Source organism: Nocardioides cavernae, assembly GCF_013410035.1.
GTDB classification, from domain to species: domain Bacteria; phylum Actinomycetota; class Actinomycetes; order Propionibacteriales; family Nocardioidaceae; genus Nocardioides; species Nocardioides cavernae_A.
Map to the genome: position 1 here is coordinate 302,973 of NZ_JACCBW010000003.1, position 14,626 is coordinate 317,598.

The 14,626-nt window shown below is 73.6% G+C and carries 13 protein-coding genes; 2 read left to right on the top strand and 11 right to left on the bottom strand.

The window, feature by feature from the left end; translation table 11 throughout:
* Positions 1-7: 7 nt before the first annotated feature.
* From F4692_RS16410 to F4692_RS16455, 10 genes are all read right to left on the bottom strand, one after another.
* Positions 8-1,126 (bottom strand): prephenate dehydrogenase, encoded by a 1,119-nt coding sequence (locus tag F4692_RS16410; protein WP_179620780.1) that lies wholly within the window; start codon positions 1,124-1,126, stop codon positions 8-10.
* Positions 1,119-1,496, bottom strand: a complete 378-nt coding sequence (gene aroH, locus F4692_RS16415; protein WP_179620781.1) for a chorismate mutase — start codon at positions 1,494-1,496, stop codon at positions 1,119-1,121. Before aroH ends, F4692_RS16410 begins: the two co-directional genes overlap by 8 nt.
* A gap of 55 nt (positions 1,497-1,551) precedes the next feature.
* Positions 1,552-1,953, bottom strand: a complete 402-nt coding sequence (locus F4692_RS16420; protein ID WP_179620782.1) for a VOC family protein — start codon at positions 1,951-1,953, stop codon at positions 1,552-1,554.
* Positions 1,954-2,000: 47 nt separating this feature from the next.
* Positions 2,001-2,816 (bottom strand): helix-turn-helix domain-containing protein, encoded by an 816-nt coding sequence (locus F4692_RS16425; protein WP_179620783.1) that lies wholly within the window; start codon positions 2,814-2,816, stop codon positions 2,001-2,003.
* A 31-nt stretch (positions 2,817-2,847) separates the two neighbouring features.
* A complete protein-coding gene (locus F4692_RS16430; protein ID WP_179620784.1) occupies positions 2,848-3,651 on the bottom strand; it encodes a pseudouridine synthase in 804 nt (267 codons plus the stop codon).
* Positions 3,652-3,664: 13 nt separating this feature from the next.
* A complete protein-coding gene (scpB, locus tag F4692_RS16435; protein ID WP_179620785.1) occupies positions 3,665-4,387 on the bottom strand; it encodes an SMC-Scp complex subunit ScpB in 723 nt (240 codons plus the stop codon).
* Positions 4,384-5,283, bottom strand: coding sequence for a segregation and condensation protein A (locus F4692_RS16440; RefSeq protein ID WP_179620786.1), 900 nt, complete (start codon positions 5,281-5,283; stop codon positions 4,384-4,386). Before F4692_RS16440 ends, scpB begins: the two co-directional genes overlap by 4 nt.
* Positions 5,280-5,636, bottom strand: a complete 357-nt coding sequence (locus F4692_RS16445; protein ID WP_179620787.1) for a hypothetical protein — start codon at positions 5,634-5,636, stop codon at positions 5,280-5,282. Before F4692_RS16445 ends, F4692_RS16440 begins: the two co-directional genes overlap by 4 nt.
* 2 nt (positions 5,637-5,638) lie before the next feature.
* Positions 5,639-6,550 carry a ParA family protein gene (locus F4692_RS16450; RefSeq protein WP_308645346.1) on the bottom strand — a complete coding sequence of 304 codons (912 nt, stop codon included), beginning with the start codon at positions 6,548-6,550 and terminating at the stop codon, positions 5,639-5,641.
* A 391-nt stretch (positions 6,551-6,941) separates the two neighbouring features.
* Positions 6,942-9,539 (bottom strand): DEAD/DEAH box helicase, encoded by a 2,598-nt coding sequence (locus F4692_RS16455; protein ID WP_179620788.1) that lies wholly within the window; start codon positions 9,537-9,539, stop codon positions 6,942-6,944.
* Between the two features lie 94 nt (positions 9,540-9,633).
* On the opposite strand from F4692_RS16455, the gene F4692_RS16460 reads away from it, so the two are divergent.
* Positions 9,634-10,659 (top strand): ATP-binding cassette domain-containing protein, encoded by a 1,026-nt coding sequence (locus tag F4692_RS16460; protein ID WP_179620789.1) that lies wholly within the window; start codon positions 9,634-9,636, stop codon positions 10,657-10,659.
* Positions 10,656-11,492 carry an ABC transporter permease gene (locus tag F4692_RS16465; protein ID WP_257029962.1) on the top strand — a complete coding sequence of 279 codons (837 nt, stop codon included), beginning with the start codon at positions 10,656-10,658 and terminating at the stop codon, positions 11,490-11,492. The genes F4692_RS16460 and F4692_RS16465 overlap by 4 nt, the downstream gene beginning before the upstream one ends.
* Here the strand turns inward: F4692_RS16465 and F4692_RS16470 are convergent.
* Positions 11,476-14,616, bottom strand: coding sequence for an ATP-binding protein (locus tag F4692_RS16470; RefSeq protein WP_179620790.1), 3,141 nt, complete (start codon positions 14,614-14,616; stop codon positions 11,476-11,478). The two genes, F4692_RS16465 and F4692_RS16470, sit on opposite strands and share 17 nt — an antisense overlap.
* Positions 14,617-14,626 lie beyond the last annotated feature (10 nt).

Genomic DNA, 14,626 nt, shown 5'->3' on the forward strand with positions numbered 1-14,626 from the left:
CACAAGGTTACCGGTGGGTCGTCCAGCCGCGGGATTCGAGCGCGGCCAGGAGCTGCTCGGCGCTGCCGCGGTCGACGACCAGCTCGGTGAGCCCGACCGGTCGCCCGGGGTCGTGATCGATGTGGACGTCCTCGATGTTGACGCCGATCTCGCCGGCATCGCCGAACAGCCGGGCCAGCTCGCCCGGGTGGTCCGGCACCGCGACGAAGACCGACCGCGTCGGCCGCGCGGGTCCGCCGTGCTTGCCGGGGATCGCGGCGGTGCCTGCGTTGCCGCGGGTGAGGATCTCGACGAGGCCGGGGGCCGACGGCCCGGAAGGCGCAGTGGGAGCCGCGGACACCGCGCTCATCAGGTCGTCGAGGTCGGCGCGGACCTCCGCGAGCAGGTCGAGGACCGCCTCGCTGTTGGCCTCGAGGATCTGCTGCCACAGCCCGGGGTCGCTCGCGGCGACCCGCGTGACGTCACGTACGCCCTGACCCGACAGGGCGAGGTGCTCGGCGGGCGCGGCGGCGAGGCGGCCCGCGACGAGCACGGCGGCGAGGTGCGGGAGGTGGGAGATCCGCGCGACGGCGCGATCGTGCTCCGCGGGCTCCATCCGGATCGGTGCGGCACCGCACTCGAGCACCAGTGTCTCGACGAGACCGACGGCGTCGGGTCGGGCGTCCAGGTGGGGCGTGACCGCCCACGGCCGCCCGTCGAACAGCGCCGCACTCGCGGCCAGCGGGCCGGAGCGCTCGCTGCCGGCCATCGGGTGCGACCCGACGTAGCGCGCCAGGTCCGCGCCGGCCACGCGGGCAGCCACGGCCGTGAGCGGCGCGGCCTTGACGCTGCCGACGTCGGTGACGACGGCGTCGGTGCGCTGCAGCGCGTCCACGATGGCGTCCGCGATCGCCGCAGGCGGGACCGCGACCACCACGAGCTGCGGCCGGTCCTCGGGTCGCACCGGGCGGCCGGCGCCCAGGCCGTGCGCCGTGCGGACGTTCTCCTCGGCGGTGTCGCGCAGCACGACCTCGATCCCGAGGCGGGCGCACACGAGCGCGATGGACGTGCCGATCAGGCCCGCGCCGACGACCTCGACCGGCCCGACGAGGGCGGGGAGGGCCGCCTCGTCCCCGAGGTCAGTCATGGCTGGTGGTCCGGGCGAGGTCGCGACGCAGGTTGGCGGCGCCGTGCAGGTAGGCGTGGGTGATGTCGGCGCGCGGCAGGTCGGTCTCCACGTGCGCCATCAGCCGCACGACCCGGGGCATCGAGCCCTCGATCTCGAGCTCGCGGGCGCACACCAGTGGCACGTCCGAGAAGCCGAGCTGTCGCGCGGCGTACGCCGGGAACTCGCTGGTGAGGTCACTGGTGGCGGTGAAGATGATCGAGATGAAGTCGTCGACCTCGAGGCCGTTGGCCTCCATCACGTCGGTGACGAGCTCGGCCACCCGGTCCAGCATGTGCTCGCGGGTGTCCTCCTCGAGCTGGGTCGCCCCACGCACTGCCCTCACTGCCACGGGAGGAGCCTAGGCCAGCCCGACGTCGTGTCCGCGAGGTGTCTCGCGGCGCGGCTCAGGCCGGCTGGTAGCTCCCGAAGGACCAGTGGTTGCCCTCCGGGTCGTTGACGCTCCCGCCGCGCCCGCCGTAGTCGTGGTCCTCCATCGGGCGTACGACGGTCGCCCCGGCGGCGACGGCCGCGTCGAACGCCGCGTCGGGATCGGGCGTGACGAGGTAGGCCGCGGCGGGCGCGGTGCCGCTGAGGGGGCTGTCGTCGCGCGCGGTGCCGAACATGATCCCGCCACCGCCCGGCCACGCCCACTCCGCGTGGACGACGACGGAGTCGTCCTGCTCGTCGCGGTGGGTCGCGTGCTCGGTGAAGCCCACCGCGGCCAGCCAGGCGGTCATCACCTCGGCGTCGCGGACGACGAACGTGTGCCAGAGGGTGGTGCGGGAGACGTCGGGGGTCTTGGACATGGAGGTGCTCCTCGTCGGTCGGCCGGGTGGCGGCGGGTCGGTGATCATCACCCTGCCGCCTCGGCACCACGGGTGGCTTGGACGACGGGGAACTCCCGGCGCACCCACTCCGTGGGGCTGCACCCGGCCATCTCGGACCACTCGCGGGCGAGGTGGGCCTGGTCGGCGTACCCCGCACGCGCGGCCACGGTCGCGACGGACACCTCGCCCGACAGCGCGGCCCGCCGCATGAGCGCGTGCGAGCGGGCGAAGCGCGCCAGCCGCTGGTAGGTCTTGGGCGCGACCCCCGCCTCGTCACGCACCAGGGTGGTGAGACGCCGCCTGCTGTAGCCGACGTCGCCGGCCGTCGCTGCGACCGGGACTCCCCGCGTGAGCAACGCCAGGGCCCGGGTGACCTCGGGGCGCTGAGGTGGTCGGCGGTGCCGCCGGAGGGCGTCGAGCAGCGCCCGCTCGACCTCGGGCAGGGCGTCGGCGGCCGACCGGTGCCCCGCGAGGCGTTCCGGCAGGTCGGCGAGGTCCGGCGCCACGTCGCCGAGCTCCAGGAGGTGCCCGGCGAGAGCGGCGGCGGGCACGCCCCACAGGGCCCGCGCACCCTCGGTGGTCAGCGCGAGCTGGATGCCCCGCTGCCGGAGCCCGTGCTCGACGGCGGCGGGACGGGTGTGCAGTCCGGACACCGACGTCCACCCGACCCTGCGCGAGCCCGGCTCGCCCTCCCACGCGACGCCCAGGGGCTCGTCGAGGGGCAGCACCCAGGTCAGCTCGGTCGACGGCATCCCGATGTGGATGCCGGGGCCCGCGAAGGAGACGTCGTACGCCACGAGCGAGCGGACGTACGGCGACAGCGCGGGGTGCACGGCGGCCATGTCGCCACCGTACGCGGGCCGGGCGCCCTGCCTAGAGGCTCGCGCTGTCCATCAGCTCGCCGAGCTCGGCGACGGTGAGCTCGCGCATCTCCCCCGATCTCAGCCGGGCGAGGGTCACCGGCCCGATCTGCGTCCGGGTCAGGCGCCGGACGGGATGGCCGAGGTGGTCGAGCAGCCGCCGCACGATCCGGTTGCGCCCCTCGTGGATGGTGAGCTCGACGATCGAGCGGTGGCTCCCCTCGCGCCGGGGGTCGCCGCCCACGACACGCGCGTGGGTGACCGTCACCGGGCCGTCGTCGAGCGTCACCCCGGCGAGCAGCTGCCGCACGGTGCGGACGTGCACCTCGCCGTCGACCTCCGCGACGTAGGTCTTGTCGACCTCGTGCGAGGGGTGGGCGAGGTGCTGGGCGAAGTCGCCGTCGTTGGTCAGGATGATCAGGCCCTCGGTGTCGGTGTCGAGGCGCCCGACGTGGAACAGCCGTTCGGGACGGTCCGCCACGAGGTCGCCGAGCGTGCGGCGCCCCTCCGGGTCGGACATCGTCGACACCACGCCGCGCGGCTTGTTGAGCACGAGGTAGACCTTGTCGCTGATCGGCGGCAGCCGCTTGCCGTCGACGCGGATCACGGCCGTGCGCGGGTCGACCTTGGTGCCGAGCCGGGTGACGACCTCGCCGTCGACCTCGACGAGGCCGTCGAGCATGAGCTCCTCGCACTTGCGCCGGCTGGCGACGCCGGACTGGGCGAGCAGCTTCTGCAGCCGGATCAGGCCGTCCTCGTCGGTCTCGGGCCGCTGCGAGGAGGGCTGGTCGTTGTCGGGTGCGTCGTGGGGCTTCATGGCGTCTCGGTCCTCATGCGATCTCGGTCCCGCCGTCGGGCTCGGTGCCGGACCCGCTGTGCGGCGACGGGTGGTGCACGACCGGGGGCTCCGGATCCGCGGGGACCTCGACCTCCGGGGCGGGTGCGTCGAGCCCCGCGACGCTCGCGAGCTCGTCCTCCAGGTCGTCCATGTCGGGGAGGTACGGCGCGAGCTCGGGCAGCTCGTCGAGGGAGGTGATGCCGATCCGCTCGAGGAAGTAGGAGGTCGTCCGGTAGAGGTTGGCGCCGCTCTGCTCGTCCTGCCCCGCCTCCTCGACGAGGCCCCGGGTCAGGAGCGTGCGCATCACGCCGTCGACGTTGACGCCGCGCACGGCGGAGACGCGGGCCCGCGACACAGGCTGCTTGTAGGCCACCACGGACAGCGTCTCGAGCGCGGCCTGGGTGAGCCGCGCCTGCTGGCCCTCGAGGACGAACGACTCGACCACGCCGGCGTACTCCGGGCGCGAGTAGAAGCGCCAGCCTCCGGCCACCGCGCGCAGGTCGAAGCCGCGACCCTGCTCGGCGTACTCCGCGGCCAGGGCCTCCAGCGCGGCCTCGACGTCGTCCACGGGGTGGCCGACGACCGAGGCCAGCCGGACGGTGGCGAGCGGCTCGTCGGAGACCATCAAGATGGCCTCGAGCGCCGGTCGCAGCTCGGCGACGGCCACCTCGAGGGTCTCGACGTCGCCGGTGGCCGTGTCGGTCTGCTCGCTCATGCGTCCTCCTCGGGGGCGACCGCTTCCGGTGCCGCTGCCCCATCGGGTCCATCCTCGTCCGGCGGCGGCGCGCCGTCGAACTCGTCGGTGATGTCGACCTCGGCGTCCTCGCCGCCCGTCCAGCGGACGGTGAGCTCACCGAGCGGCGTCACCTGGTCGAACGACACCGCGCCCTCGCGGAACAGCTCGAGCAGCGACAGGAACCGCGCGACCGTCGTGAGCCGGTCGGGCGAGTCGCCGCACAGCGCCCGGAACGTCATGGTGCCGCTGCGACGCAGGCGGTCCACCACGACCTGCGCCTGCTCGCGCACGCTGACCTTCGCGGCGTGGATGTGGTGCAGGGACACCTCGAGGACGGGCTTGGGCTCCATCGCCTTCGCCGCGAGCCGGGCGAACTGGTCGAGGCCGATGCCGATCAGCACCTCGGGCAGGAGCGTCGCGAAACGCCCCTCCAGCCCGACCGCTCGCGGGTGGCGTCGCGACTCCGAGGCCAGCCGCTCCTCCAGCACCGACGCCACCTGCTTGAACGCGCGGTACTGCATGAGTCGCGCGAACAGCAGGTCGCGCGCCTCGAGCAGCGCGAGGTCCTCCTCGTCCTCGACGTCGCCCTGCGGGAGCAGCCGCGCCGCCTTGAGGTCGAGCAGGGTCGCGGCGACGAGCAGGAAGGACGTCGTCTGCTCGAGGTCCCACTGGTCGCCGAGGTTCTTCACGTGCGCGATGAACTCGTCGGTGACCTGCGACAGCGCCACCTCGGTGATGTCGAGCTTGTGCTTGGCGATCAGTCCGAGCAGCAGGTCGAACGGCCCCTCGAAGTTGTCGAGGCGCACGGCGAACGCCGGGGTCTCACCGCCCGGGTCGGGGGCGAGGTCCGGGTCGGTCCGGGCGGTCGCGCTCACTCGTCGTCGAGCAGTCGCTGCACCAGAGCGCTGTCGGCGCCCTGGCCCTCGAGGTCGGCGAGCACGAGCGCGAGCGCCTCGCGGACCAGCCGGCCGCGGTCGACCGCGAGGCCGTGCTCGCGGCGCAGCGTGAGCCGGGCGTGCTCGATGTCGAGCAGCTCGTCGGAGGTGACGTAGACCGTCATCTTCTCGTCGTGGCGCACGCGCCCGCTCGGCTTCTTCGGACCCGCCGGCTCGGCCTCCACCTCGGGCTGCGCGGCGACGGCACGCACCCGGCGCTGGCGCGGCTCGTCCGGCTGCTCCGGCGTCGCAGGGTCGACCGTCGGGCGGAACAGGTCGTCCGCGGTCGGCATGCTCACTCGGCGGGCCACCGGGTCAGCACCTCCTTCGCGAGCTGGCGGTAGGCGTCGGCACCCGTGGACGAGGACGCGTACGACGTGATCGGCTCACCGGCCACCGTGGCGTCGGAGAACTTCACCGTGCGCCGGATGACGGTGTGGAACACGGTGTCGCCCCACGCCGAGACCAGGCGCTCCATCACCTCACGGCTGTGCAGGGTGCGCCCGTCGAACATCGTGCCGAGCACCCCGTCGATCTCGAGCTTGGGGTTGAGCCGCTCGCGCACCTTGTCGATGGTGGTCTTGAGCAGGGCCACGCCGCGCAGCGCGAAGTACTCGCACTCCAGCGGGACGATCACCCCGTCGGAGGCGGTCAGGGCGTTCACGGTCAGCAGGCCGAGCGACGGCTGGCAGTCGATGAGGATCACGTCGTACTGCTCGAGCGCCGGGGCGAGGACCCGCTGGAGCGTCTGCTCCCGGGCCACCTCGTGGACGAGCTGCACCTCGGCGGCGGACAGGTCGATGTTGGACGGCAGCAGGTCCATGCCGGGGATGCCGGAGGGGACGACGACCTCGTCGAGCGTGGTCTCGCGGTCCATCAGCAGGTTGTAGATGGTCAGGTCCATCTCGTGCGGGTTGAGGCCCAGGCCCACCGACAGCGAGCCCTGCGGGTCGAAGTCGACGAGCAGGACCTTGCGCCCGAACTCCGCGAGGGACGCACCGAGGTTGATCGTCGTCGTGGTCTTGCCGACGCCGCCCTTCTGGTTGCACATCGAGACCACCCGTGCGCTGCCGTGCCGCGCCGGGGCCGAGGGCTCCGGGAAGACCGGCATCGGGCGGCCCGTGGGGCCGAGGGTGATCTCGGCAGCGGGTGCCTCGACGGGTGCCTCGGCAGGGGTCGGGCGTTCGAAGGGAAGGGGCTGCGTCACGGTCTGCTCGTCTCGGGGGGAAGGGCCGGGCTGGGCGGGGTGCGGCTGGGGTGGTCGGACGAGGGGCGGCACCTCCGAGGCGCTGCTGCCGAATCCCGAACCGGGTAGTCCCTGACCGCTCATGCCTGCTCCTCGTTCGTCGACGTAGCCGCCCTGCTGTCCCGATTGCACCACGCCGACGGCCCTGGGCTTTGTCGACACGTCGACAGTTCGACGCCGGGCTTCGCGAGACTCTAGGACGCCCGTCCGCGCCGGGGGAACACCGCCCCCGCAACCCACAGGCCGGCGCCCCGATCTGTGCACGGAGGGCCGGTCGGGTGCACAGGACGGGCCCGCCTGTGCAGAACCCTGTGTACGTCCGACGTGCTCCCCGGCCGCCTCGGCACGGGCCTCACAGCCGCCGCATCGCCACCGTCGCGAGCACCAGCTCGCCCGCCTCGTCGGTCGCGTCGCAGTCGGCGACGGCCTCGATGACCCAGTCGTGGTGTCCCTCGGGGTCGTGGATCGTCTGCCGCACGTCGCGCAGCCGCGCGGACGTGCCCTCCTCGGACCCGACCGGCTCGCCGACCCGCTCCTCCCCCACCACCAGCAGGTCGGGGCCGCGCGCGTCGCCGTCGGTCAGCACGCGGTCGTGCTCGGCGTAGTAGTCCTCCAGCGCGGCGTCCCAGACCGACCGCCCGACGACGACCTGGCGCGGGGGGTCGGTGCGGTCGGCGGCGGCGCGCTCCAGGCGTACGAGCGTGTCCAGGTCGTCGCGCGACACCGCGTCGACCCGCGCCCACATCGCGTTGCGGAGCATCACCCGAAACGGGCGCTCCTGCCGGGACAGGGGGCGGGGAGGGGGCGGCGGCTCGTGGTGCGCGACCGCGGACGGCGCGTGGTCGGGGTCGGCCAGCGCCTCCCACTCGTCGAGGAGCGAGGAGTCGGTCTGCCGGACGGTCTCGCCGAGCCACTCGATGACGTCCTCGACCTCGGGCGAGCGGTGCGCCTCCGGGACGGTCTGCCGCAGGGTGCGGTAGGCGTCGGTCAGGTAGCGCAGCACGAGGCCCTCCGAGCGCGCGAGCTGGTAGCGACCGACGAAGTCGGTGAAGCCCATCCCGTTCTCCCACATCTCGCGCACGACCGACTTCGGCCCGAGGGCGTCGTCGGGGAGCCACGGGTGGGTCTGGCGGTAGGTCTCGTAGAGCGCCTCGAGCAGCTCGCGCAGCGGCTGCGGCCAGGTGATCTCCTCCAGCAGCGCCATCCGCTCGTCGTACTCGAGGCCGTCTGCCTTCATCTCGCCGATGGCCTCGCCGCGGGCAGCGTGCTGCTGGGCCATGAGGATCTGCCGGGGCGCCTCGAGGACCGCCTCGACGACCGAGACGACGTCGAGGCCGTAGCTCTCCGACTCGGGGTCCAGCACGTCGAAGGCCGCGAGCGCGAAGTGCGCGAGCGGCTGGTTGAGCGCGAAGTCCTCCGGCAGCGCCTCGGTCATCACGAAGCGCCGGCCGAAGGCGTCCGGCTCGTCGAGCCGCGTCACGATGCCGGTACGCACGAGCGAGCGCGAGAGCCGCAGCGCCCGCCGTGCCAGGCGGGCGCGACCGCGCGGGTCCTCGTGGTTGTCGGTCATCAGCCGCCGCATCACCGCGAACGCGTCCTGCTCGCGCGACACCACGTTGACGAGCATCGCGTTGTCGACCTTCATCCGGCTCGTGAGCCGTTCGGGCACGCCGGCGACGAGCTTGTCGAAGGTCTGCTCGGTCCACACCACGGTGCCCTCGGGCGCCTTTTTGAGCTGGGCCTTGGACTTCTTCTTGCCGGCCGCCACCCGCGCCGCGGCCTTCGCCTTGGCCTGCTCGTTCTCGATGACGTGCTCGGGGGCCTGGACGACGACGTAGCCGGCCGTGTCGTAGCCGGCGCGCCCGGCCCGGCCCGCGATCTGCTGGAACTCGCGGGTGCGCAGGACGCGTTGCCGGTTGCCGTCGAACTTGGCGAGCCCGGTGAACAGGACCGTGCGGATGGGGACGTTGATCCCGACGCCCAGGGTGTCGGTGCCGCAGATGACGCGCAGCAGGCCGGACTGGGCGAGGGTCTCCACGAGGCGGCGGTACTTCGGGAGCATCCCGGCGTGGTGGACGCCGATCCCGTTGCGGACGAGTCGCGAGAGCGTCTTGCCGAAGCCGGCGCCGAAGCGGAACGCACCGATCCGGTCGGCGATCGCGTCCTTGTCGACCTTCTTCGGCGGGTGCCGCAGGAGGTTGGTGGCGTGCTCGACGGCGGCCGCCTGCGTGAAGTGGACGACGTAGACGGGGTCCTGCCCGGTGGTGACGAGCTCCTCCAGGGTGTCGTCGAGCGGCTCCATCGACCAGCGGAAGCTCAGCGGCACCGGCCGCTCGGCGTCGTCGACGACCGCGGTGTCGCGCCCGGTGCGCCGCTTCAGGTCCTCGACGAAGAAGGAGACGTCACCGAGGGTCGCGGACATCAGCAGGAACTGCGCGTCGACCAGCTCGAGGAGCGGCACCTGCCACGCCCAGCCGCGGTCGCCCTCGGAGTAGAAGTGGAACTCGTCCATCACGACGAGCCCCACGTCGGCCGTACGCCCCTCGCGCAGCGCGATGTTGGCGAGCACCTCGGCGGTGCAGCAGATGATGGGGGCGTCCGGGTTGACCGCCGCGTCGCCGGTCAGCATCCCGACGTTGTCGGCGCCGAAGACGTCGATGAGGGCGAAGAACTTCTCGCTCACCAGCGCCTTGATCGGCGCGGTGTAGAAGCTCACCTCGTCGCGGGCGAGCGCTGCGACGTGCGCGCCGATCGCGACCAGCGACTTCCCCGACCCGGTCGGCGTCGCGAGGATCACGTGGTTGCCACCCAGCAGCTCGATGACGGCCTCGTCCTGGTGGGGGTAGAGCGCGAGGCCGCGGTCGGTCGCCCAGCCGGTGAACGCGTCGTACACCGCGTCGGGGTCGGCCCCGGTCGGGACCCGCGTGTCGAGGCGCACTGGATCCGGCATGGGTCGATCCAACCACCCGCCGGTTTCGTGGCCGCGGGCGCCACGCAGCCGTCGTGCAACCGCCGTGAAACCGGACGCGCCCACGCTGGTGGACATGACCACACACGACATCGACCTCGCGGTCCGGGCCACCGGGCTCGTCAAGCAGTTCGGCGACCAGCGCGCCGTCGACCACATCGACCTCGAGGTCCGCCGCGGGGAGGTCTTCGGCGTCCTGGGCCCCAACGGCGCCGGCAAGACGACCATGCTCCGGATGCTCGCCACGCTGCTGCACATCGACGCCGGACAGGCGCTGGTCTTCGGCCACGACGTCCGTGCCGAGCCCCACGCCGTACGCCGGCTGCTGGGCGTCACGGGGCAGTACGCCTCGGTCGACGAGAACCTGACCGCCACCGAGAACCTCTGGCTCTTCGCGCGGCTGCAGGGTCTCGGCCGCGCCGAGGCCCGTGCCCGGGGCGCGGAGCTGCTCGAGCAGTTCGACCTCGCGGAGGCCGCGTCCAAGCCGATCTCCGCCTTCTCCGGCGGGATGCGCCGCCGGCTCGACCTCGCCGCCAGCCTCCTCACCCGGCCCCCGCTGATCTTCCTCGACGAGCCCACGACCGGCCTGGACCCGCGCACCCGCGGGCAGATGTGGGACACCATCCGCGACCTCGTCCGCACCGGCTGCACCGTGCTGCTCACCACGCAGTACCTCGACGAGGCCGACCAGCTCGCCGACCGGATCGCGGTGATCGACCGTGGCGTGAAGGTCGCCGAGGGCACCGCCGACGAGCTCAAGTCCTCCGTCGGCCAGTCGACGCTGCAGATCCAGGTCGCCGACCCGGCCGACCTGCCGCTGGTGGCCGAGGAGGTGCGACGGCTCCTCGGCGAGGACGTCGTCCTCACGCCGGAGGCACGTCGCGTCAACGTCCCCCTCGCCCGCACCGACCAGTCCGTCGACGTGCTCGTCGCGCTCCGCGACCGCGACGTCGCCATCGAGTCGGTCACCGTGCAGAAGCCCTCGCTCGACGAGGTGTTCCTCGCCCTGACCGGCCACGACACCCAGGACCCGTCGCACGACGACGTCACGACCACCGACCCGACCGACCAGACCGACCTGCAGATGGAGGCAGCCCGATGAGCAGCCTGACCGTGCCCGAGAGGGGCGAGATGTCCGTGTCCGACCCGACTGCCGACCTCCCGTCGCGGGTGGGGCTGGCCGACACCCTCAGCCAGACGCTGACCCTCGCCTGGCGCGCCACGATGAAGATGCGCCGCAGCATGGAGGTGATGTTCGACGTCACGATCCAGCCGCTCGTCTTCACCGGCATGTTCGCCTACATCTTCGGCGGCGCCGTCGCCGGCGACGTCGACAGCTACCTGCCGCTGATCATCACCGGCCTGATCGGGCAGACCGTGCTGACCGCCTGCGTCGCCACCGGCGTGCAGCTGCGCACCGACATGGACACCGGGGTCTTCGACCGCTTCAAGGTGCTGCCCATCGCCCGCATCGCCCCGCTCGCCGGCCCGATGGTCGCCGACCTGCTGCGCTACTTCATCGCGTCGGTGCTGACGTTCGCCGTCGGCATCGCGATCGGCTACCGGCCCGGCGGCGGCGTCCTCGGCGTCGCCGGCGCGGTGCTCCTCGCGATGCTCGCCGGCTGGTCGCTGGCGTGGATCTTCACGCTGTTCGGCATCGTCGGACGCAACGCCCAGGCCGTGCAGGGCATCTCACTGCTGGTGATGTTCCCGCTGACGTTCCTGTCCAACGCCTTCGTCCCGACCGACACGATGCCGGGCCCGCTGCGGGCCTTCGCCGAGGTCAACCCCGTCTCGCTGGTCATCACCGCCATCCGCGACCTCGCCAACGAGGGCGCCGTCACCGGCAACGTCGGCTGGGCCCTGCTCGGCTGCGCGGTCGTGATCGCGGTGTTCGCGCCGCTGTCGGTGCGGGCCTTCAACCGGAAGATGTGACCCAGCGCTGCTGCAGCCGCTCGACCGTGGCCGCCACCTCGGGCAGCAGCTCGGGTCCCGGGCGGTCGGCCAGCTCCTCGACGAGCCGGTCGACCCGCCCGGGCAGGGCCGTGTCCGCGAGCGCCACCATCGAGTCCCAGGCCATGACCGGGATGCTCCGGTTGTAGGACCAGCGGTGCGCGACCGCGAGGAGGCGCACCGCGTCCTCGTGCTGGTCCGCCGGCCCGTGCCGCAGCACCCAGGAGCCGAGCGCCACGAGCAGCACGCCGTTGAGGGGCAGGTCGGTGAACCAGAGCGTGCCGGGCGGCCGGTGAGCCCCGTCACCGGCGACCAGGTCGCGGAGCTCGTCCGCCCGCGGGTCCGGACCGTCCGCGGCGTGGCGCACCCGGGCCACGAGCGCCGCGGACGCCGCGATGGCCAGCCACGGCGAGGCACCGGGAGCGCCGTCCAGGTCCGTCACGAGGTCGACGGTCGCGTCGTAGCGCTCGAGCGCCTCGGTGACGTCACCCCTGGCCAGCGCGAGCTCGGCCTGGGCCGCGTGCCACGTCAGCCGCGCCCCCATCTGGGCCTGGTCGCCGTCCGGCGGACCGAATCGGTCGAGCAGTCGTTGCGCCTCCTCGACCCGGCCCTCGAGCAGGGGTGCCATGGCGGTCGCGACCTGGAGGCTGTAGGCGTCGGTGACGGAGTGGATCCGCTCGAGCAGCGGCCACGCGACCTCTGCGTGCCGGGCCGCGCGCCGGTGGTCGCCCGCGGTCATGGCGAGCTGGCCGAGCTCGGCGTGCAGCGACCCGCTGAGGTACGGCGGGAGCGGGCGTCGCAGCGCCTCCTCGGCATGGCGCCGGGCAGTGTCGACGTCGCCGGCGTTCTCCGCCACGATCGCCGCCCACAGCAGCAGTGCGCCCGCCATCGCCGGCCTGGTCTGCCGTGCGGCGACGCGGGCGAGGCCGGCGGGCGTGCCGCCGTCCTCCGCGACGTGGACCGTGTGGGCGACCAGGCCCCACGTGCCCGTGGGTGGGCCGCCCTGCACCAGCAGAGCTCGCAGCGCCTCGAGGTCGACCCCCGGCATCCAGCTCAGGTGGATCATCAGCACCCCCGCCGCGTCCTGCGCGTGGCGGTGCAGGCCGTCGGGCACCTCCCAGCCGGTCAGCACGTCGACGGCGGCATCGCAGATCGCGAAGACCCTGGGCTGGTCGCCGGTGACCGTCCAGAGCGAGCCCAGCAGCGAGACGAGCCTGGCCACGAGCTCGCGCTCGTTGGTCGCGAGCGCGTGGCGCAGGACGTCGGTCAGGTTGTTCTGCTCGCGCACGAGCACGTCGACGAGGATGACCTGGTCGTCGGCGAGGACGAGGTCCTCCGCCCGGTCGGCCAGGCCCCGCGCCCACCGCTGCTGGGCCTCGGTCGCGGCGTCGACCTCCCCTCGCGCGACGAGCCGCGCGGCGGCGTACTCCCGGATCGTCTCCAGCGCCCGGAACCGGGCGACGCCTCCGTCCTCGGTCAGCACGAGGAGCGACTGCTCGACGAGCGTGTCGACGAGGTCCGTCCCGTCACGCCCGAGCACGGCCGTCGCTGCGGCCCGGTCGAAGCCGTCCTGGAAGAGCGAGAGCCACGCCAGCGCCCGCTGCTCGTCGTCGGTGAGCAGGTCCCACGACCACGCGATCACCGCCTCGAGCGTGCGGTGCCGGTCGGGCGTGCTGCGGTCGCGGCTGCGCAACGTGGCGAACCGGTCATCGAGCGCGGCTGCGACCTCGGCCGCCGTCATCGTCCGCACCCGGGCCGCCGCGAGCTCGACCGCGAGCGGCAGGCCGTCGAGGCGGTCGACCACCGCGCGCACCGCCGCCGGGTCGAGCACGACGTCGGGTCGGGTGGCCTGCGCCCGCCGGACGAACAGGTCCTCGGCGTCGGACGTCGTCAGCTGGCTGAGCGGGACGGCGCGCTCGACGGCCAGGCGCAGCGGCGCCCGGCTGGTGGTGAGCACCTGCAGGTCGCGCGTGGTGGCCAGGAGGTACGCGACGAGGGCCGCGACCGGCTCGAGGACGTGCTCGCAGTTGTCGAGCACCAGGAGCGTCGGCCCCGCGTCGAGCTCCTGCGCCAGCCTGGTGCGTACGTCCGCCTGCTGGGCAGGTGTGAGCGTGCGCCTCGCCGTCACCGACCCGCGGACGCCCAGGGCCGCACCGACCGCGACCACGACGTCGTCCCCGGCCCCCACGCCGACCAGCTCGACGACGTGCACGTGCGGGAGCGCCGACTCCCGCGCCAGCACCTGCGCGACGCTGGTCTTGCCGATGCCGCCGGGACCGAGGATCGTCACCAGTCGCGACGACGCGATCGCCGAGCGCAGCCGGGCGAGGTCCTGCTCCCGGCCGAGCAGCCCCTCGCCGTCGTAGCGCAGCCCGGTGCGGACCGGGTCGTCGGCAGCGAGGAGCTCGCGGTGCAGGCGCTGCAGCTCGGGCGCGGGGTCGATGCCGAGGCGTTCGGCGAGGTCGACGCGGTGCGCCTCGTAGCGACCGAGCGCCACCGCGGGCCCGCCGATCGCCGCCATGGTGCGCAGCAGGTCGGCGAGCACGCTGGCGTCGTCGCCCCACCGGGCGGCGGCCGCCTCGAGCAGCGGGAGGGCCTCGGCGTGCCGGCCCTGCCGGGCCAGGGCACGGCCGAGCAGGTCGTCGGCCGCGTCCAGCGTGCGGCTGGCGAGCGTGCGCAGCCGCGCCAGGGGTCCAGCCGCCGAGCCTGCCCGGTCCGTGGCGGGCTCGGGCCACGCCCGCACCAGCTCGGCCTGCTCCCCCGCGGCGACGGCGTCACCCGCCGCGAGCAGCTCACGCGCCCGGCCGACGTGCAGCCCCAGCGCCAGCACGTCGACCTCGTCGGGCTCCAGCCCGAGCCGGTAGCCGGTCTCGGTCAGGTGGACCACCTCGGCGGCCGTCGCCGAGCGCGCGCGGGAGACGAGGACCTGCAGCGCCTTGCCGGGCGTCGCGGGCGGCTCGTCCTCCCAGACCTGCTCGATGAGCTGCGCGACGCTCAGTCCACGAGGCTCCATCACCAGCGCGGCGAGGAGGGCGTGCAGGCGGGCCCCGACGATCGGGGCGCCCTCCCACGTCGGGGTGTCGAGCAGGCGCAGACGGATGCTCATGCGGCGCGCG

What these genes read in the sequence shown, in the direction of transcription:
- F4692_RS16410 (WP_179620780.1), bottom strand. Translation starts at nt 1,126, where the DNA reads ATGACTGACCTCGGGGACGAGGCGGCCCTCCCCGCCCTCGTCGGGCCG.
- F4692_RS16420 (WP_179620782.1), bottom strand. Translation starts at nt 1,953, where the DNA reads ATGTCCAAGACCCCCGACGTCTCCCGCACCACCCTCTGGCACACGTTC.
- F4692_RS16425 (WP_179620783.1), bottom strand. Translation starts at nt 2,816, where the DNA reads ATGGCCGCCGTGCACCCCGCGCTGTCGCCGTACGTCCGCTCGCTCGTG.
- F4692_RS16430 (WP_179620784.1), bottom strand. Translation starts at nt 3,651, where the DNA reads ATGAAGCCCCACGACGCACCCGACAACGACCAGCCCTCCTCGCAGCGG.
- scpB (WP_179620785.1), bottom strand. Translation starts at nt 4,387, where the DNA reads ATGAGCGAGCAGACCGACACGGCCACCGGCGACGTCGAGACCCTCGAG.
- F4692_RS16445 (WP_179620787.1), bottom strand. Translation starts at nt 5,636, where the DNA reads ATGCCGACCGCGGACGACCTGTTCCGCCCGACGGTCGACCCTGCGACG.
- F4692_RS16455 (WP_179620788.1), bottom strand. Translation starts at nt 9,539, where the DNA reads ATGCCGGATCCAGTGCGCCTCGACACGCGGGTCCCGACCGGGGCCGAC.
- F4692_RS16460 (WP_179620789.1), top strand. Translation starts at nt 9,634, where the DNA reads ATGACCACACACGACATCGACCTCGCGGTCCGGGCCACCGGGCTCGTC.
- F4692_RS16465 (WP_257029962.1), top strand. Translation starts at nt 10,656, where the DNA reads ATGAGCAGCCTGACCGTGCCCGAGAGGGGCGAGATGTCCGTGTCCGAC.
- F4692_RS16470 (WP_179620790.1), bottom strand. Translation starts at nt 14,616, where the DNA reads ATGAGCATCCGTCTGCGCCTGCTCGACACCCCGACGTGGGAGGGCGCC.